Source organism: Streptomyces bluensis (assembly GCF_014650715.1).
GTDB lineage: Bacteria > Actinomycetota > Actinomycetes > Streptomycetales > Streptomycetaceae > Streptomyces > Streptomyces bluensis.
Genome location: NZ_BMVM01000024.1, coordinates 1 through 18,756, shown reverse-complemented (window position 1 = coordinate 18,756; position 18,756 = coordinate 1). Strand labels below are relative to the sequence as shown.

Sequence of the window (18,756 nt, the reverse complement as noted above, 5' to 3'; positions counted from 1 at the left end):
GAGCACTCCGAGCAAGAAGGACACCACCATGCACATCGACTGGGCAGCCCTCGGCTCTGTCTTCGGAGTCAGTCTCGTGGCCACCGTGGCCCTCGTCGGCCTCTTCACCCTCGGCATCGTCGGCCTCTCCAGGCGCGAGACGGCCACGGCCTCCGGCAACTCGGCGGCTCTCGCCACGACGGCGGCGTACACGTGCTTCGCCGCCTGCGCGGCGGCGGTGGCGTACGGGATCTATCTGATCGTGGCCTGACACCGGCGCCACGCGAACGAGTGGGGTGCGGGACGGTGATCCGTCCCGCACCCCACTCGTATGTGGGCCTCAGCACACTCACCCTTCGCAGGTCAACGGCAAGTTGACGGCTCTTCCAGGGGCGTGGTGGACTGCCGGAGCCATGTACGACGGCAGCAGAGGAAGCCGGTGGAAGTCCGGCGCGGTCCCGCCACTGTGACCGGGGTAGTGAGTCCCCGGGAGCCAGGAACTCTCGCCGTCGGTCTCGTCGAACCAGGGCGTGGACACCCTGAGTGAGGACATATCGCCATGCTCGGCTGCCGATTGAGGTCCAGCACCACCGCCCTGCCGTATCCATCGGTCGGCTGAACGCATGCGGGCCGATCGCGTCTTCGCGTACGGCGCCGCCGCCGGTCTTCTCGGTGACCTGTTCCTGGGCGATCCTCGCCGGGGGCATCCGGTCGCCGTGTTCGGGCGGGCCGCGGCTGCCGTGGAACGGGTGTTGTGGCGGGACCACCGGGGGTGGGGCGCGCTGCACACCGCCGTGTGCGCCGGTGGCGCCGTCGCGCTCGGTGCCCTGGTCACACGCGCCGCGCGTACCTCCCCCGCCGCCTCCGTCGTGTTGACCGGCGCCGCCACCTGGGCCGTCGTCGGAGGGACGTCGCTCGCCCGGGAGGCCCGGGGCATCGGGCGCGCTCTGGAGGCGGGGGACGTCGAGGCCGCTCGGGCCCGGCTGCCGCATCTGTGCGGACGGGATCCGCAGGCGCTCGACGCGGACGGGATCGCGCGGGCCGTCGTCGAGTCCGTCGCCGAGAACACGTCCGACGCGGTGGTGGGCGCCCTCGTGTGGGGCGCTGTCGGCGGCGTGCCGGGGCTTGTCGGGTTCCGGGCCGTGAACACCCTGGACGCCATGGTCGGTCACAAGTCGGCCAAGTACCGGCGGTACGGCTGGGCTTCGGCGCGGCTCGACGACGTCATGGGGTGGCCGGGGGCGCGGTTGACTGCCCTGCTCGCGGCGGCGGCCGGAAGCGACCGCCGGGGGGCCCTGCGCGCCTGGCGTGCCGACGCCGCCAGGCATCCCAGTCCGAACGCCGGGCCCGTCGAGGCCGCGTTCGCGGGGGCTCTCGGGGTGCGGTTGGGCGGGACGCTCTCGTACGGGGGGCGCATCGAGCACCGCCCCGTGCTGGGCGGCGACGCGGGACGCGCCGTCGCCCTCCACGACATCGAGCGTGCCGTACGGCTCTCCCGGCAGGTCGGTTGGCTCGCGCTCGGCGTCTGCGTCGCCGGGCGGCTTCTCACCGGGAGGCGGGCATCGTGAGTGGTGGTCTTCTGGTCGCCGGCACCACCTCCGACGCCGGCAAGAGCGTCGTGACCGCCGGGATCTGCCGTTGGCTCGTGCGGCAGGGGGTCAAGGTCGCGCCCTTCAAGGCGCAGAACATGTCCCTCAACTCGTTCGTGACGCGGGAGGGCGCGGAGATCGGGCGGGCACAGGCCATGCAGGCGCAGGCGTGCCGTGTCGAGCCGACCGCGCTGATGAACCCCGTGCTGCTGAAGCCCGGCGGTGAGCGCAGCAGCCAGGTCGTGCTGCTGGGCAAGCCCGTGGGTGAGTTGAGCGCCCGCGGCTATCACGGGGGGCGGCAGCAGAAGCTGCTCGGGACCGTGCTGGACTGTCTCGCCGAGTTGCGGGGCACGTATGACGCGGTGATCTGTGAGGGCGCGGGGAGTCCCGCCGAGATCAATCTGCGGCGGACGGACATCGTGAACATGGGCATCGCGCGCAACGCGCGGCTTCCCGTGCTGGTGGTCGGTGACATCGACCGCGGGGGTGTGTTCGCCTCGTTCTTCGGAACGGTCGCGCTGCTGTCGCCCGAGGACCAGGAGTTGGTGGCCGGCTTCCTCGTCAACAAGTTCCGCGGGGACGTGTCCCTGCTGGAGCCCGGACTGGACATGCTGCACGGGCTCACCGGCCGGCGCACGTACGGCGTCCTGCCCTTCCGGCACGGGCTCGGGATCGACGAGGAGGACGGGATGGCGGTCTCCCTGCGGGGGACCGTGCGGGAGTCGAACGTCGCTCCCCCCGTCGGCCAGGACGTGCTACGGGTCGCCGTCTGCGCGATCCCGCTCATGTCCAACTTCACCGACGTGGACGCGCTCGCCGCCGAACCCGGCGTCGTCGTGCGGTTCGTGGACCGGGCCGAGGAACTCGCCGACGCGGACCTGGTGGTGGTCCCCGGCACCCGGGGAACCGTCCGTGCCCTTCAGTGGCTGCGGGAGCGCGGGCTCGCCGACGCGCTCGTGCGCAGGGCCGCCGACGGCCGCCCCGTGCTCGGCGTCTGCGGCGGCTTCCAGATCCTCGGCGAGCACATCGAGGACGACGTCGAGTCCCGGGCAGGCCAGGTGGACGGCCTCGGGATCCTGCCCGTGCGGGTGCGGTTCGCCCGCGAGAAGACCCTCACCCGTCCCGTCGGCGAGGCCCTCGGCGAGCACGTCGAGGGGTACGAGATCCACCACGGGGTCGCCGACGTCACGGGCGGTGAAACCTTCCTGGACGGGTGCCGGGTCGGTGCCGTCTGGGGCACGCACTGGCACGGCTCGCTGGAGTCGGACGGTTTCCGGCGGGCCTTCCTGCGCGAGGTGGCCGCCGCCGCGGGGCGCCGCTTCGTGCCGGCCCCCGGCACGTCGTTCGCCGCGCTCCGCGAGGAACAACTCGACCGGCTCGGCGACCTGATCGAGGAACACGCGGACACGGACGCGCTGTGGCGGCTCATCGAGTCGGGCGCGCCGCAAGGACTGCCCTTCATTCCACCGGGAGCGCCCGCATGAGCACAGTGTTGTTGTTGTCGACCGCCGACACCGATCTGCTGGCGGCCCGCGCCTCCGGCGCCCCGTACCGGATCGGCAACCCGACCCGCGTCGATGTCGCCGAGGAGCTGCCGGGGCTGATCGAGGGCGTGGACATCGCCGTCGTACGGCTGCTGGGCGGCAAGCGCGCCTGGGAGGACGGGCTGGCCGCGCTCAGGACGTCCGGTGTCCCGACCGTGCTGCTCGGCGGGGAGGCCCTGCCGGACGCGGAGTTGATGGCCGAGTCGTCGGTGCCCGCGGGGGTGGTGGCTCAGGCGCTGCGGTACCTCGTCGAGGGCGGCCCCGCCAACCTCACCGAACTGGCCCGGTTCCTCTCCGACACCGTGCTGCTCACCGGTGAGGGCTTCGACGAGCCGCACAAGATGCCCGAGTACGGCGTCCATGGCGAACGTCCCCTGATCGAGGGCCGCCCCACCGTCGGCGTCCTCTTCTACCGGGCCCACGAACTGAGCGGCAACACCGCCTTCGTGGACACCCTGTGCGACGCCATCGAGGCGCGCGGCGCCAACGCCCTCCCCGTCTACTGCGGTTCGCTGCGCGGTGCGGACGCCGGGCTGTACGAGCTCCTCGGGCGGGCCGACACGCTCGTCGCCACGGTGCTCGCGGCCGGCGGCACCCACGCCTCGCAGGCGTCGGCCGGCGGGGACGAGGAGTCCTGGGACATCGGGGCGCTCGCCGACCTCGGCATCCCCGTGCTCCAGGGCCTCTGCCTGACCTCGTCGAGGAGCGCCTGGGACGGGTCCGATGCCGCCCTCTCCCCCATGGACGCGGCGATGCAGGTCGCGATACCGGAGTTCGACGGGCGGATCGTCACGGTCCCGTTCTCGTTCAAGGAGCAGGGGCCGGACGACGTCCCGGTGTACGTCGCCGACCCGGAACGGGCCGGCCGGGTCGCCGGGATCGCCGTACGCCACGCACGACTGAGGCACAAGAAGAACGCCGACAAGAAGATCGCCCTCGTCTTCACCGCGTACCCGACGAAGCACTCGCGCGTCGGCAACGCGGTCGGCCTCGACACGCCCGCCTCGGCGGTACGGGTGCTGGACGCCCTCCGCGACGCGGGGTACTCGCTCACCGCATACCCCTCCGGCGGCGACGAGTTGATCCACCGGCTGATCGAGGCCGGCGGTCACGACGTCGAGTGGCTGACGGAGGAGCAGCTCGCCGCCGCGCCCGCGCGCGTGCCGCTGGCCGACTACCGCGCGTGGTTCGACCGGCTCGACCCCGAACTGCGCGACGGGATGGTGGAAGCGTGGGGCGAGCCACCGGGCTCGCTGTACGTGGACGGCGACGACATCGTGCTGGCCTCCCTCCGGTTCGGGAACGTCGTCGTCATGATCCAGCCGCCGCGCGGTTTCGGCGAGAACCCGATCGCGATCTACCACGACCCGGACATGCCGCCCTCGCACCACTACATGGCGGCCTACCGGTGGCTGGAGGCCGCGCCATCGGAAGGGGGGTTCGGCGCCGACGCGATCGTGCACATGGGCAAGCACGGCACGATGGAGTGGCTGCCCGGCAAGGGACTGGGGCTGTCGCGCGGGTGCGCACCGGACGCCGTCCTCGGCGACCTGCCCCTGATCTACCCCTTCATCGTCAACGACCCCGGTGAGGGCACCCAGGCCAAGCGCCGCGGGCACGCCACGGTCGTCGACCACCTGGTACCGCCCATGGCGCGCGCCGACACCTACGGCGACCTGGCCAAGCTGGAGCAGCTCCTCGACGAGTACGCGCTCGTGTCGGACCTGGACCCGGCGAAGGCCCCGGCCGTCCGCGCCCAGATCTGGACGCTGGTCAAGGCCGCCGAACTGCACCACGACCTGCACGTCGACGAGCAGCCGGACGACGGCGACTTCGACGAGTTCGTCATGCACATCGACGGCTATCTGTGCGAGATCAAGGACGTGCAGATCCGCGACGGTCTGCACATCCTCGGTGGCGGCCCGGTCGGCGAGCCGCGCGTGAACCTGGTCCTCGCCGTGCTGCGCGCCTCCCAGGTGTGGGGCGGGCGGGCGAACGCCCTGCCGGGGCTGCGCGCCTGCCTGGCCGAGCACTTCGGGCTGGTCGAGAAGGAACTGCTGGCCGAGCCCGGAGCGCCGGTGAAGGTGCCGGCCGAGCTGACGGACCTGGCCGAGGGGCCGTCCCGCACGGCCGCCGACGCCGTCGACCTGCTGGAGCAGCTGTGCCGGCGGATCGCGGAGGGCATGGAGGAGCGGGACTGGGCGGTCGGGGAGATCGGGGCGCTGCTAAGGGACGTACTCGGTACCGAACTCCCCGCTGCCATGGCCGTGCTGGAGTTCGCGTGCACGGAGGTCGTGCCCCGGCTCGCCCGCACCACCGACGAGATCGGCCACATCCTCAAGGCGCTCGACGGCGGCTACGTCCCGGCGGGCCCGTCGGGCTCGCCCACGCGCGGGCTCGTCAACGTCCTGCCGACCGGCCGGAACTTCTACTCCGTCGACCCCAAGGCCATTCCGTCCCGGCTGAGCTGGGAGGTCGGCCAGTCGCTCGCGGACTCCCTCGTCCAGCGGTATCTCCAGGACACCGGTGCGTATCCGAAGTCCGTCGGCCTCACCGTCTGGGGAACGTCCGCGATGCGCACCCAGGGCGACGACATCGCGGAGATCCTCGCGCTGCTCGGCTGCCGCCCTGTCTGGGACGACGCCTCGCGCCGGGTGACCGGCTTCGAGATCGTGCCCCTGGCGGAGCTCGGCCGGCCGCGCATCGATGTCACGGTCCGCATCTCCGGCTTCTTCCGGGACGCGTTCCCGCACGTGGTGGGACTGATCGACGACGCGGTGCGGGCGGTCGCGGAGCTGGACGAGCCGGCCGACCAGAACTTCGTACGGGCCCACGCCGACGAGGACACCGCCGAGCACGGCGACCGACGGCGCGCGACGGCCCGCGTCTTCGGCTCGAAGCCGGGCGCGTACGGAGCCGGTCTGCTGCCGCTGATCGACGCCCGCAACTGGCGTTCGGACGCCGACCTCGCCGAGGTGTACGCGGTGTGGGGCGGTTACGCGTACGGGCGCGGGCTCGACGGGCGGGCGGCGCGCGGGGACATGGAGACGGCGTTCCGGCGGATCGCGGTCGCCGCGAAGAACGTCGACACCCGCGAGCACGACCTCGTCGACGCGGACGACTACTTCCAGTACCACGGCGGCATGGTCGCGATGGTGCGCCATCTGACGGGAGCCAGCCCGGAGGCGTACGTCGGTGACTCGGCCGTACCGGACCAGGTGAAGACCCGGACGCTGGGCGAGGAGACCCACCGCGTCTTCCGCGCCCGCGTGGTCAACCCGCGCTGGATGGCCGCGATGCGGCGCCACGGCTACAAGGGCGCCTTCGAGATGGCGGCCACCGTCGACTATCTGTTCGGGTACGACGCCACGGCCGGGGTCGTGGACGACTGGATGTACGAGAAGCTCAGCGCGGAGTACGTCTTCGACGCGGAGAACCGGGACTTCATGAAGAAGTCCAACCCGTGGGCGCTGCGCGGCATCACCGAGCGGCTGCTGGAGGCGGCGGACCGGGGGCTGTGGGCGGAGCCGGACGCCGGCACGCTGGAGCGGCTGCGCGCCACGTATCTGGAACTCGAAGGCGATCTGGAGGGTGACGTGGAGGGCGACGACCAGTGAGTGTTCCGTTTCCGTTCACGGCGGTCGTCGGCCAGGACGACCTGCGGCTCGCGCTGCTGCTGAACGCGGTGTCGCCGGCGGTCGGCGGTGTGCTCGTGCGGGGTGAGAAGGGCACCGCCAAGTCCACGGCGGTACGTGCCCTGTCGGCGCTTCTGCCGGAGGTGGACGTCGTCGCCGGGTGCCGTTTCTCGTGTGCTCCGGGGGCGCCGGACCCCGCGTGCCCGGACGGGCCGCACGAGACCGGCCCCGGTGCGGCGCGTCCCGCGCGCATGGTCGAACTGCCCGTCGGCGCCTCCGAGGACCGGCTCGTGGGCGCCCTGGACATCGAGCGGGCACTCGCGGAGGGCGTGAAGGCCTTCGAGCCGGGGCTCCTCGCGGAGGCGCACCGCGGGATCCTGTACGTCGACGAGGTCAATTTGCTCCATGACCACCTCGTCGACCTCTTGTTGGACGCCGCCGCCATGGGCGCCTCCTATGTTGAACGCGAAGGTGTTTCCGTTCGGCATGCGTCGAAGTTCCTGCTGGTAGGCACCATGAACCCCGAAGAAGGCGAGCTGCGGCCGCAGTTGCTCGACCGGTTCGGGCTGACCGTGGAGGTCGCGGCCTCGCGGGAGCCCGAGCAGCGGGTGGAGGTCGTGCGGCGGCGGCTCGCGTACGACGACGACCCGGCGGGCTTCGCGGCGCGCTGGGCCGGCGAGGAGGCTGCCGTGCGGGCGCGGATCGTGGCCGCTCGGGCGTTGCTGCCGTCGGTGCGGCTGGGCGACGGGGCGCTGCGGCAGATCGCGGCGACCTGCGCGGCCTTCGAGGTGGACGGTATGCGGGCCGACATCGTGATGGCCCGGACGGCGACCGCGCTCGCCGCGTGGGCCGGGCGGACGGACGTGCTCGCCGAGGACGTCCGGCAGGCGGCGCTGCTCGCGCTGCCGCACCGCAGGCGCCGTAACCCCTTTGACGCGCCGGGACTCGACGAGGACAAGCTCGACGAGACGCTGGAGGAATTCTCCGGAGACGACGATCGAAACGGCGATCGAGACACTGATCGAGACAGTGATCGAGACGACGACCCCGGGCCCGACGACCCCGGGCCCGGCGGGGGCGGCGGGGGCGGCGGGCAGCCGGCGCCGGACGCCGGACCGCAGGGCGGGGACACGGGTGCGCGGCCCGAGGCCGGGGAGAGCGGCGAGCCCCTCGCGTCGGGGAGCTCCGATCAGTCCGCCGTACGGGCCTCCGAGCCCTTCCGCACCAAGGTGCTGAGCGTGCCGGGCATCGGTGAGGGTGCCGCCGGGCGGCGTTCGCGGGCGCGGACGGAGCACGGGCGGACGACGGGTGCCCGGCGGCCCCGGGGGGCGCTCACCAAGTTGCACCTGGCGGCGACCGTGCGGGCTGCCGCGCCGTATCAGCGGGCGCGTGGGCGCTCGGGGCCGGGGCTGGTCGTGCGCCGGGACGATCTGCGGCAGGCGACCCGTGAGGGGCGTGAGGGGAACCTGGTGCTGTTCGTCGTGGACGCCTCCGGGTCGATGGCGGCGCGGCAGCGGATGAGTGCCGTGAAGGGGGCTGTTCTCTCGCTGCTGCTGGACGCCTATCAGCGGCGGGACAAGGTGGGGCTGGTGACGTTCCGGGGTGCGGCCGCCGATGTGGCGCTGCCGCCCACGTCGTCCGTGGACGCGGCGGCCGTCCGGCTGGAGTCGTTGCCGACGGGTGGGCGGACTCCGTTGGCCGCGGGGCTGTTGAAGGCCCATGACGTGCTGCGGGTGGAACGGCTGCGGGACCCGGCGCGGCGGGCGCTGGTCGTGGTCGTGACCGACGGGCGGGCCACCGGTGGCCCCGAGCCGGTCGCCTTGGCCGGGCGGGCCGCGCGGCTGTTCGCGGCCGAGGGCGTGGCGTCCGTGGTCGTCGACTGCGAGTCCGGTCCGGTGCGGCTGGGGCTCGCCGGGCGGCTGGCGGGTGAGCTCGGTGGTACGGCGGTGACGCTCGACGCGTTGCGGGCGGACTCGATCGCCGGGCTGGTCAAGGAAGTCCAGGGGAGTTCAAGGAGGGCCGCGTAGTGCCGCAGGGGCAGCCGAGTGTGGTGCCGGACGACGGCCTGACGACGCGTCAGCGCCGTAACCGGCCTCTGGTCGTCGTGCACACGGGGATCGGGAAGGGCAAGTCCACCGCCGCGTTCGGGCTCGCTCTGCGGGCCTGGAACCAGGGGTGGCCGATCGGGGTGTTCCAGTTCGTCAAGTCGGCCAAGTGGAAGGTGGGCGAGGAGAACGCGCTGCGGGTGCTGGGCGCCAGTGGTGAGGGCGGGTCCGTCGACTGGCACAAGATGGGCGAGGGCTGGTCCTGGGTCCAGCGCGACCTTCAGGGTGACAACTCGACCAACGAGGAGAAGGCCCGCGAAGGGTGGGAGCAGGTCAAGCGGGACCTCGCGGCCGAGACGTACAAGCTGTACGTGCTGGACGAGTTCGCGTACCCCCTGCACTGGGGGTGGGTGGACACCGACGAGGTCGTGGACGTGCTGCGGAACCGTCCGGGGACTCAGCATGTCGTGATCACCGGGCGGAACGCGCCGGGGAAGCTCGTCGACTTCGCCGACCTCGTGACCGACATGTCCAAGGTCAAGCATCCGATGGACGCGGGCCAGAAGGGCCAGCGGGGCATCGAGTGGTGATGTCGTCGTGACGTCCTCGTCGTCCGTCCCACGGCTGGTCTCGTCCTCCGTTCCACGGCTGGTCGCGTCGTCCGTCCCACGGCTGGTCATCGCCGCGCCCTCGTCGGGCAGCGGCAAGACCACCGTCGCCACGGGGTTGATGGCCGCGTTCGCCGCGCGGGGGCTCGCCGTGTCTCCCCACAAGGTGGGGCCCGACTACATCGATCCCGGGTATCACGCGCTCGCCACGGGGCGTGTGGGGCGGAACCTCGACGCGTATCTGTGCGGGCCGGAGCTGATCGGGCCGTTGTTCGCGCACGGGGCGCGCGGGTGTGATCTCGCGGTCGTCGAGGGTGTGATGGGGCTGTACGACGGGGCCGCCGGGGAGGGTGAGCTGGCGTCCACCGCGCAGGTGGCGAAGCTGTTGCGGGCGCCGGTCGTGCTGGTGGTCGACGCCTCGTCGCAGGCGCGGTCCGTGGCGGCGCTGGTGCACGGGTTCGTGTCGTGGGATCCGGAGGTGCGGGTCGGGGGCGTGATCCTCAACAAGGTCGGGTCCGATCGGCACGAAGCACTGTTGCGGGAGGCGTTGGACTCCGTCGGGGTGCCGGTGTTGGGGGTGCTGCGGAGGGTTGCCGGGGTGGCTGCTCCCTCGCGGCACCTCGGGCTGGTTCCGGTCGCGGAGCGGCGGGCGGAGGCCGTGGAGTCCGTGCGGGCGCTTGCCGAGCAGGTTCGCCGAGGGTGCGATCTGGATGCGCTGGTGGGGTTGGCGCGGAGTGCCGGTGCGTTGTCGTGTGCGGCTTGGGATGCGGCTGAGGCCCTGGGAGTTTCGCCCCCGCCGCCCCTTCCCGTACCCGACCCTGGGGGCTCCGCCCCCAGACCCCCGTACCGGCCTGAACGGCCTTGTCCTCAAGCGCCGGACGGGCTGGAGGGGGCTGACGACCGTTCTCGGACGCCGGGCGGACCGAGCGCGCCGGACAGGCAAGAGGTGACGGCCAAGCCGATCGTCGCTGTTGCCGGTGGGGCCGCGTTCACCTTCTCCTATGCCGAGCATGCCGAGTTGCTCTCGGCCGCCGGAGCCGAAGTCGTCACCTTCGATCCGCTGCGTGACGAGGGGCTGCCCGACGGCACGGGCGGACTGGTCGTCGGAGGGGGGTTCCCCGAGGTGTACGCCGCCGAGCTCTCCGCCAACGAACCCCTCCGCAAGGCCGTTGCCGAACTCGCGCTGGGCGGTGCGCCCGTGGCCGCCGAGTGTGCCGGGCTGCTGTATCTGTGCCGGGAGCTGGACGGGCAGCCCCTGTGTGGAGTGCTCGACGCCACGGCCCGCATGACGGGGCGGCTCAGCCTCGGTTACCGGGACGCCGTCGCCATCGGCGACAGTTCGCTCGCCGCTGCCGGGACCCGGATGCGTGGGCACGAGTTCCACCGGACCGTGGTCGAGCCGGGGGCGGGGACGGCTCCCGCCTGGGGGGTGCGCGCCCCGGAGAAACGCGTCGAAGGTTTCGTGCAGCGCGGTGTGCACGCGAGTTATCTGCACACCCACTGGGCCTCCTCGCCCGGTGTGGCCCGTCGGTTCGTGGAGAGGTGCCGGACGTCATGAGCAGCAGGCTGATCGGAGTGGGGGTCGGGCCCGGTGATCCCGAGCTGGTGACCGTCAAGGGCGTCAACGCCCTGCGGGCCGCCGATGTCGTCGTGGTGCCCGTCATGGCCGCGCCGGACGGAACGGACGGCGGCGAGCGGGGGCGGGCCGAGGCGACCGTGCTGCACTACGTGCCGCGGGAGAAGGTCGTACGGGTGGTGTTCGCGCTGAACGAGCGGACCGACCGGGGGCGGCGCGAGGCCGCCTGGGATGCCGCCGGGCGGCGGGTGGCCGACCTGCTCGGGACGTACTCCTCCGTCGCCTTCGCCACGATCGGTGATCCGAACGTGTACTCCACCTTCACCTATCTCGCCCAGACCATGCTGGAGTTGGTGCCGGGAACCAGCGTGGAGACCGTGCCCGGTATCACCGCCATGCAGGATCTCGCCGCCCGGTCCGGGGCCGTACTGACCGAGGGGACCGAACCGCTGACGCTGGTGCCGGTGACCGCGGGGGCCGCCGTACTGAAGGAGGCGCTGGACGGGCCGGGCACGGTCGTCGCGTACAAGTTCGGGCGGCAGGCACGGGAGGTGGCCGCGGCGCTGCGGGACACCGGACGGGTCGAGGACGCCGTGTGGGGGTCCGCGCTCGGGCTGCCCGACGAGTCCATACGGTCCGCCGCCGAACTCGATGACGGGCCGCTTCCCTACCTCTCCACCCTCATCGCGCCCGCCCGGCGCGACGGCGGACGCGGCGGGAAGCTGTGAGCGACAGACATCTGAGCGGCAGACGAACGAGTGCGGGCTCTGCCGACCCCGCCCCCACCCCCACCCCCGCCATCCGCCGGACGAGGCCCGAGAGAGGACCGATCCCCATGGCCGATGCCCCCACCGGCAAGGTGACCTTCGTCGGTGCCGGCCCCGGCGCCGCCGACCTGCTGACGTTCCGTGCCGCGCGCGCGATCGCGGAGGCGGATGTCGTGATCTGGGCGGCCAGCCTGGTGCAGGCGGAGGTCCTCGACCACGCACGCGAGGACGCGGAGATCCTGGACTCGGCGGCCATGTCGCTGGAGGACGTCGTCGCCGTGTACGAGCGGGCGCGGCAACAGGGTCTGCGGGTCGCCCGTGTCCACTCCGGTGATCCCGCTCTCTGGGGCGGCACACAGGAGCAGCTCGACCGGTGCGCCGAGATCGGGATCGCGACCGAGGTCGTGCCCGGGGTGTCGTCCTTCTCGGCCGTGGCCGCGCTCGTCCGGCGCGAGTTGACCATTCCGGAGGTCGCGCAGTCCGTGGTGCTGACCCGGCTCGGCGGTGGCAAGACACCCATGCCGCCGGGTGAGGAGGTGCGGGAGTTCGCGCGGCACGGCACGACCATGGCGGTGTTCCTGTCGGCCGCGCGCAGCGGGCAGCTGGTGCGGGAGCTGCTGGAGGGCGGCTATCCGACGAGTACACCCGTGGTCGTCGCGTACCAGGCCACCTGGCCCGAGGAACTGGTCGTGAGGTGCACGATCGAAACGCTGGAGGAGACCGTCAAGGAGCACAGGCTGTGGAAGCACACGCTGTTCCTGGTCGGCCCGGCCCTCGACGCGCACGGCACGCGCTCGCACCTGTACCACCCGGGACACTTCCACGGCTACCGGAAGGCCGATCCGGCGGCGCGCCGGGCCCTGCGTGAGGCGCGGCGGGACACGCGCGATGCACGCGATGCACGCGATGCCGCGGAGGGCTCCCGGCGAGGTGCTACGCCGTGATCACCGTCATCGGTACGGGGACGGGGGCGCCCCTGACCCCGGATGCCACGGAGGCGCTGGCCGGGGCGGCGGTGGTGGTGGGTGCGCGGAGGCATCTGGAGGCCACGGGGCTGCCGCGCACGGTCGAGCGGATCGTCCTCGGTCCGCTGGCGCCCGCGCTGGACGCGATCCAGGAACACCTTGAGAAGGGTGAGAAGGACGAGGAGCGGCGGATCGTCGTCCTCGCCTCCGGCGACCCCGGCTTCTTCGGGATCGTCCGGGTGCTGTCCCAGCGGTTCGGGGCGCGGCTCCTCGACGTACGGCCGGGGGTGTCGTCCGTCGCCACGGCCTTCGCCCGGGCCGGACTCTCCTGGGACGACGCGGTGGTGGTGAGCGCGCACGGGCGCCATCTGCGGACCGCGCTGAACGTGTGCCGGGCGCATCCGAAGGTGGCCGTGCTGACGGGTCCGGGCGCCGGACCCGCCGAGCTGGGCGCGGGGCTCCGGTCGAGCCGGCGCGTCCTCGTGGTGGCGTCCGCGCTGGGCGATCCCCGGCGCGAGCGGATCGAGCGGGTGACGCCCGCCGAGGCCGCGGGCCGCGAGTGGGGCGGCGCGGTGAGCGTCGTGCTGTGCCTGGACGAGAAGCGGCCGGTCGCTCCCGTGCGCACCGTGGCCGGGCCCGCGCCCCGACCCGCCGGATGGGCCCTGGAAGAGGACGCGTTCGCGCACCGCGACTCGATGATCACCAAGTTCGAGGTGCGGGCGCTGGCACTGGCCCGGCTCGGTCCTCGCCTCGGTGACCTGGTGTGGGACGTCGGCGCGGGCTCCGGTTCCGTGGCCGTGGAGTGCGCACGCCTCGGCGCCGCCGTCACCGCGGTCGAGAAGACGCCGGACGGGGTGGAGCGGATCCGTGCCAACGCGGCGGCACACGGCGTCGACGTACAGGTCGTGCACGGGGCGGCGCCCACCGTGCTGTCCGATCTCGACGATCCGGACGCCGTGTTCATCGGCGGCGGGGGGCGCGAGCTGCCCGCCATCGTCACCGCCTGCGCGCGGCGCGCCCGGCGGACCGTGGTGGTCGCCTTGGCGGCGCTCGACCGGGTTCCGGCCGCGCGGGACGCGCTCGTCGGCGCCGGGTTCGACTGTGACGGCGTCCTGTTGCAGTCGTCGCGGCTGGCGCCGCTGCCGGGTGACGTGACCCGGCTGGCGGCGACCCATCCCGTTTTCCTGCTGTGGGGCGTCAGGCCTCCGGCGCGTACCGAAGGAGTTGCCCCGTGACCGGCCTGATCGGCCTGATATCCGCCACCGCGGCGGGCGCGGCCGCCCGTGACCGGCTGGCCGCGGCGTGGCCGGACCGCACGCGCGTGTACGACGGGCCCGTACGGGACGCCGTACGGCGGGCGTTCGGGGAGTGCGAGCAGTTGGTGTGCTTCCTCGCGACGGGCGCGGTGGTCCGGCTGGTCGCACCGCTGCTGGGCGGCAAGGCGTCCGACCCGGGCGTGGTGTGCGTGGACGAGGGCGGGCGGTTCGCCGTGTCCCTCGTCGGCGGGCACGCGGGCGGCGCCAACGAACTCGCCCGCGAAGTAGGCGAGGTGCTGGGGGCTGAGCCGGTCGTCACCACGGCGACGGACGCGGTGGGCGTGCCGGGCCTCGACACGCTCGGGTTGCCCGTGGAGGGCGATGTCGCGGGGGTGACACGGGCCCTGCTGGACGGCGAGCCGGTCGCGCTGGAGGCGGAGGTGCCCTGGCCGCTGCCCGCGTTGCCGGTGACGGACGGGAGGGATGAGGCGGAGGAGGGGGCTTCGGGGGATGAGGGGGATTACGTCATCCGCCTCACCGACCGGGCGGTCGAGCCCGCCGAGCGCGAGGTCGTCCTGCGTCCGCCCTCCCTCGTCGTGGGTGTGGGCGCCTCCAAGGGCGCCCCGGTGGACGAGGTCCTGGGCCTCGTCGAGGGCGCCCTGCGCGACGCCGGACTGTCCGTGCGCAGCGTGGCCGAGGTGGCCACCGTGGACGCCAAGGCCGGCGAGCCCGGCATCGTCGGGGCGGCCGAACGGCTCGGGGTGCCCGTGGTGACGTACACCGCCGAGGAGTTGGCGGAGGTGACCGTGCCGAACCCCTCGGACGCGCCGCTCGCCGCCGTCGGCACACCGTCCGTGGCCGAGGCCGCTGCCCTGGTGCGCGGGGGCGAACTCCTCGTGCCCAAGCGGAAGTCGGAGCGTGCGGACGGGCGGCCCGCCATGGCGACCTGTGCCGTCGTACGGCGGCCCGCGCGCGGCCGGCTCGCCGTCGTCGGGCTCGGTCCCGGCGCCCGCGACCTGCTCACGCCGCGCGCCAGGGCGGAACTGCGCCGCGCCGCCGTGCTCGTGGGCCTCGACCAGTACGTCGACCAGATACGCGACCTGCTGCGCCCCGGCACCCGGGTCCTGCAGTCCGGTCTCGGTGCCGAGGAGGAGCGGGCGCGTACGGCGGTCGCCGAGGCGCGGCGCGGGCAGGCGGTCGCGCTGATCGGCAGCGGGGACGCGGGCGTCTACGCGATGGCGTCGCCCGCGCTGGCGGAGGCGTCCGACGACATCGACGTGGTGGGGGTGCCGGGTGTCACGGCGGCGCTCGCGGCGGGGGCGATCCTCGGGGCGCCCCTCGGCCACGACCACGTGTCGATCAGCCTGTCCGACCTGCACACCCCCTGGGAGGTCATCGAGCGGCGGGTGCGGGCCGCGGCCGAGGCCGACCTCGTCGTGACGTTCTACAACCCCCGCAGCCGGGGCCGGGACTGGCAGCTCCCGAAGGCGCTGGCGATCCTCGCCGGGCACCGGGAGCCGACGACGCCGGTCGGTGTCGTACGGAACGCTTCCCGCGCGGACGAGTCCAGCCGTTTGACGGACCTGGAGTCCCTGGACCTGGCGACCGTCGACATGATGACCGTCGTGACCGTCGGCAACACGGCCACCCGGGAGATCGCGGGCCGCATGGTCACACCGCGCGGCTACCGCTGGCAGGAGAGGGACCGGTGAGCCAGGTGATCCCCGAGAACCGGGTCGAGAACCACATCGACAACCAGATCGAGAACCGGGTCGTGCACCCGATCGAGGCGGAGTCCTTCCGGCGGTTGCGCGCCCGCCTGGACACCTCGCAGTTCCCGCCGCTGACGAGGGCCGTCGTGGAGCGGGTGATCCACTCGGCGGCCGATCTGGAGTACGCCACCGACCTCGTCATGGAGGAGGGCGTGCTGGAGAGGGCGCACGCCGCGCTGCACGCGGGGGCGCCGGTCGTCGTCGATGTGGAGATGGTCGCGGCGGGCATCACGCGCCGCGAGACCGTGTGCCGTCTCAAGGACGCCGTACCGGGTCCTGGGCTGACGCGCTCGGCGCACGCGGTCCGGCTGGCGTACGAGGAGGTCGGCCCCGGAGCGCTGTGGGTGATCGGCTGTGCGCCCACCGCCCTGGAGGAGCTGCTCACCCTGGACGCGGACCCGGCGCTCGTCATCGGGCTGCCCGTCGGTTTCGTGGGTGCGGCCGAGTCCAAGGCCGCGCTGCGCGAGAGCGGGCTGCCCGCCGTCAGCAACGTCTCCGAGAAGGGCGGTTCGGCGGTCGCGGCAGCCGCGTTGAACGCCCTGTTGTACCACCCCGTATCGTCACCCACCACACTCTTCGCATCACCTGTACCGCCCGTCTCGAAGGAGAAGCCGTGACCACCCCCCCGTCCCCCGCCCTGCTCATCGCCGGTCACGGCACCCGGGACGACGCGGGCGCCGAGGCGTTCCGTTCCTTCGTACGCGAGCTGGGGCTCCGGCACCCCGAACTGCCCGTGGCGGGCGGGTTCATCGAGCTGTCGCCGCCGCCGCTCGGCGAGGCGGTCACCGAGCTGGTGCGGCGCGGGGTGCGCCACTTCGCCGCCGTACCGCTGATGCTGGTGTCCGCCGGGCACGCCAAGGGGGACATTCCGGCGGCGCTGGCCCGCGAGAAGGAGCGGCACCCGGGGATCTCGTACGCGTACGGGCGTCCGCTGGGCCCGCACCCGTCGCTGCTGAACGTGCTGGAGCGGCGGCTGGACGAGGCGCTGGGCGGCACCGGGGGCCGTACGCCGGGGGACCGGGCCGATGTGACCGTGCTGCTCGTCGGGCGGGGGTCCACGGACCCCGACGCCAACGCCGAGGTGCACAAGGCGGCGCGGCTGCTGTGGGAGGGGCGCGGGTACGCGGGTGTGGAGACGGCGTTCGTGTCGCTGGCGGCCCCGGATGTGCCGGCGGGCCTGGACCGGTGCGCGAGGCTGGGCGCCCGGCGGATCGTCGTCCTGCCCTACTTCCTCTTCACGGGCGTCCTCCCGGACCGGGTGCGGCTGCAGACCGAGGGCTGGGCGGCGGCGCACCCCGAGATCGAGGTGTTCTCGGGCGACGTCATCGGTCCGGAGCCGGAGTTGCTGGACCTGGTGATGGAACGGTACGAGGAGGCGGTGAAGGGGGATCTGCGCATGAACTGCGACGTGTGCGTGTACCGGATCGCGCTGCCGGGCTTCGAGGACAAGGTGGGCCTGCCGCAGCAGCCGCACCACCACCCCGACGACGACGGCCACCATCACGGGCACGGGCACGCACACTCCCATGCACACTGACGGGCACGATCTGCGCCACCACGGGGACGCCGAGGTCCGGGACGACGGCTCGGCCCTCATCGACCTCGCCGTGAACGTCCGCGCGGACACGCCTCCGGCGTGGCTGCGGGACCGGATAGCCGAGTCGCTGGCCGGGACCGCCCTGGCCGCCTACCCGGACGGCCGGGCCGCGCGGGCGGCGGTGGCGGCGCGGCACGGGCTGCCCGTGGAGCGGGTGCTGCTGACGGCGGGTGCGGCGGAGGCGTTCGTCCTGCTGGCCCGTGCCCTGAAGGTACGTCAATCCGTCGTCGTCCACCCCCAGTTCACGGAGCCGGAGGCGGCTCTGCGGGACGCGGGGCACCCGGTCGACCGGGTGCTGCTGCGCCCGGAGGACGGTTTTCGGCTGGACCCGGCGGAGGTGCCCGAGGACGCGGACCTGGTGGTGATCGGCAATCCGACGAACCCGACGTCGGTGCTGCACCCTGCGGGGCTCATCTGCGAACTCGCGCGGCCGGGGCGGACGTTGGTCGTGGACGAGGCGTTCATGGACGCGGTGCCGGACGAACGTGAGGCTCTGGCCGGGCGAGGGGACGTACCCGGTCTCGTCGTCCTGCGCAGCCTGACGAAGACGTGGGGGCTGGCGGGGCTGCGGATCGGGTACGTGCTGGCGGCGCCCGAGACGATCGGTGCACTGGAGCGTGCCCAGCCGCTCTGGCCGGTGTCCACGCCCGCACTCGCGGCGGCGGAGGCGTGCGTGTCGCCGCGGGCGCTCGCGGAGGCGGCGTCGGCGGCGCGCCGCATCGCCGCGGACCGTGCCCATCTCGTGGCCGGTCTCCGTGAGTTCGCCCCCGACGGGCTCGTGGTCGCGGAGCCGGCGGAGGGGCCGTTCGTCCTGGTGCGCCTTCCGCGCGCGGCGCGCGTGCGGCAGCACCTGCGCGGGGTCGGCTTCGCCGTGCGCCGCGGGGATACGTTTCCCGGGCTCGACGAGGGGTGGCTGCGGGTGGCGGTGCGGGATCGGGTGACGGTGAACCGGTTTCTGCAGGCGTTGGACAGGGCGGTGACGCTGGCGGGGCGCTGAGGGGTTTTCCTCGCCCCCGCCGCCCCTACCCGTCCCATCCCCAGGGGCTCCGCCCCTCCGCCCCCGCCAAGGGGGCTACGCCCCCTGGACCCCCGTTCCCGGGGCTCTGCCCCGGACCCCGATTCGGGGGCCAGCCCCCGGACCCCCGCTCCTCAAACGCCGGAGAGGCTGGATTTTACCGGGCCCGGGGCCTTCCCACCGGGCAGGCCCCTCCCGATCGGACCGCGAATCCCGACCAAGCCGGGGGCCCGCCCTCCCTCCGGGGCGGGGCTCCTCACAACGGGCACCGATATTCCCAACCGGCCGGGACCCTCCTATCGGGGCAAGGGTCCTCCCACCCCAACCGGAACGCCCAACCAGGCCGCGCCCCTCCCCCGTTATGTTCTTCGCGGTCCTGCAAGAGGGCCGCTGGCCTCCGGGCCCGGC

Annotated in this window: 14 protein-coding genes and 1 riboswitch; all 14 genes read left to right on the top strand. The window is 73.3% G+C overall.

Annotated features, from left to right (window positions below):
• The first annotated feature begins 28 nt into the window (after positions 1–28).
• The 14 genes from IE262_RS35375 (at position 29) to cobC (ending at position 18,330) form a co-directional block, all read left to right on the top strand.
• Positions 29–250 carry a hypothetical protein gene (locus tag IE262_RS35375; protein WP_189879559.1) on the top strand — a complete coding sequence of 74 codons (222 nt, stop codon included), beginning with the start codon at positions 29–31 and terminating at the stop codon, positions 248–250.
• Positions 251–360: 110 nt separating this feature from the next.
• Positions 361–504: riboswitch (cobalamin riboswitch) on the top strand.
• Positions 505–602: 98 nt separating this feature from the next.
• Positions 603–1,547: a cobalamin biosynthesis protein gene (locus IE262_RS35370; RefSeq protein WP_189879556.1), complete on the top strand. Its 945-nt coding sequence runs from the start codon at positions 603–605 to the stop codon at positions 1,545–1,547.
• On the top strand, positions 1,544–3,052 hold the full coding sequence (locus IE262_RS35365) for a cobyric acid synthase (protein ID WP_189879554.1): 1,509 nt from the start codon (positions 1,544–1,546) through the stop codon (positions 3,050–3,052). Before IE262_RS35370 ends, IE262_RS35365 begins: the two co-directional genes overlap by 4 nt.
• Positions 3,049–6,729 carry a cobaltochelatase subunit CobN gene (cobN, locus tag IE262_RS35360; protein WP_189879552.1) on the top strand — a complete coding sequence of 1,227 codons (3,681 nt, stop codon included), beginning with the start codon at positions 3,049–3,051 and terminating at the stop codon, positions 6,727–6,729. The genes IE262_RS35365 and cobN overlap by 4 nt, the downstream gene beginning before the upstream one ends.
• Positions 6,726–8,774: a putative cobaltochelatase gene (locus IE262_RS35355; RefSeq protein ID WP_189879551.1), complete on the top strand. Its 2,049-nt coding sequence runs from the start codon at positions 6,726–6,728 to the stop codon at positions 8,772–8,774. The genes cobN and IE262_RS35355 overlap by 4 nt, the downstream gene beginning before the upstream one ends.
• Positions 8,774–9,382: a cob(I)yrinic acid a,c-diamide adenosyltransferase gene (cobO, locus tag IE262_RS35350; RefSeq protein WP_189879549.1), complete on the top strand. Its 609-nt coding sequence runs from the start codon at positions 8,774–8,776 to the stop codon at positions 9,380–9,382. The genes IE262_RS35355 and cobO overlap by 1 nt, the downstream gene beginning before the upstream one ends.
• Positions 9,383–9,440: 58 nt before the next feature.
• The gene (locus IE262_RS35345; RefSeq protein WP_189879610.1) at positions 9,441–10,958 is read left to right on the top strand and encodes a cobyrinic acid a,c-diamide synthase CobB; all 1,518 of its coding nucleotides are present in this window, start codon (positions 9,441–9,443) and stop codon (positions 10,956–10,958) included.
• Positions 10,955–11,704, top strand: a complete 750-nt coding sequence (gene cobI, locus IE262_RS35340; protein WP_189879547.1) for a precorrin-2 C(20)-methyltransferase — start codon at positions 10,955–10,957, stop codon at positions 11,702–11,704. Before IE262_RS35345 ends, cobI begins: the two co-directional genes overlap by 4 nt.
• 107 nt (positions 11,705–11,811) lie before the next feature.
• Positions 11,812–12,687 carry a precorrin-4 C(11)-methyltransferase gene (gene cobM / locus IE262_RS35335; RefSeq protein ID WP_134040710.1) on the top strand — a complete coding sequence of 292 codons (876 nt, stop codon included), beginning with the start codon at positions 11,812–11,814 and terminating at the stop codon, positions 12,685–12,687.
• On the top strand, positions 12,684–13,943 hold the full coding sequence (gene cbiE, locus IE262_RS35330; RefSeq protein ID WP_189879545.1) for a precorrin-6y C5,15-methyltransferase (decarboxylating) subunit CbiE: 1,260 nt from the start codon (positions 12,684–12,686) through the stop codon (positions 13,941–13,943). The genes cobM and cbiE overlap by 4 nt, the downstream gene beginning before the upstream one ends.
• 5 nt (positions 13,944–13,948) lie before the next feature.
• On the top strand, positions 13,949–15,676 hold the full coding sequence (gene cobJ / locus IE262_RS35325; RefSeq protein ID WP_189879609.1) for a precorrin-3B C(17)-methyltransferase: 1,728 nt from the start codon (positions 13,949–13,951) through the stop codon (positions 15,674–15,676).
• Positions 15,673–16,353: a precorrin-8X methylmutase gene (locus IE262_RS35320; protein ID WP_229877826.1), complete on the top strand. Its 681-nt coding sequence runs from the start codon at positions 15,673–15,675 to the stop codon at positions 16,351–16,353. Before cobJ ends, IE262_RS35320 begins: the two co-directional genes overlap by 4 nt.
• A complete protein-coding gene (locus IE262_RS35315; protein ID WP_189879543.1) occupies positions 16,350–17,273 on the top strand; it encodes a sirohydrochlorin chelatase in 924 nt (307 codons plus the stop codon). Before IE262_RS35320 ends, IE262_RS35315 begins: the two co-directional genes overlap by 4 nt.
• The gene (gene cobC / locus IE262_RS35310) at positions 17,263–18,330 is read left to right on the top strand and encodes an Rv2231c family histidinol phosphate aminotransferase CobC (RefSeq protein ID WP_189879541.1); all 1,068 of its coding nucleotides are present in this window, start codon (positions 17,263–17,265) and stop codon (positions 18,328–18,330) included. The genes IE262_RS35315 and cobC overlap by 11 nt, the downstream gene beginning before the upstream one ends.
• Positions 18,331–18,756 lie beyond the last annotated feature (426 nt).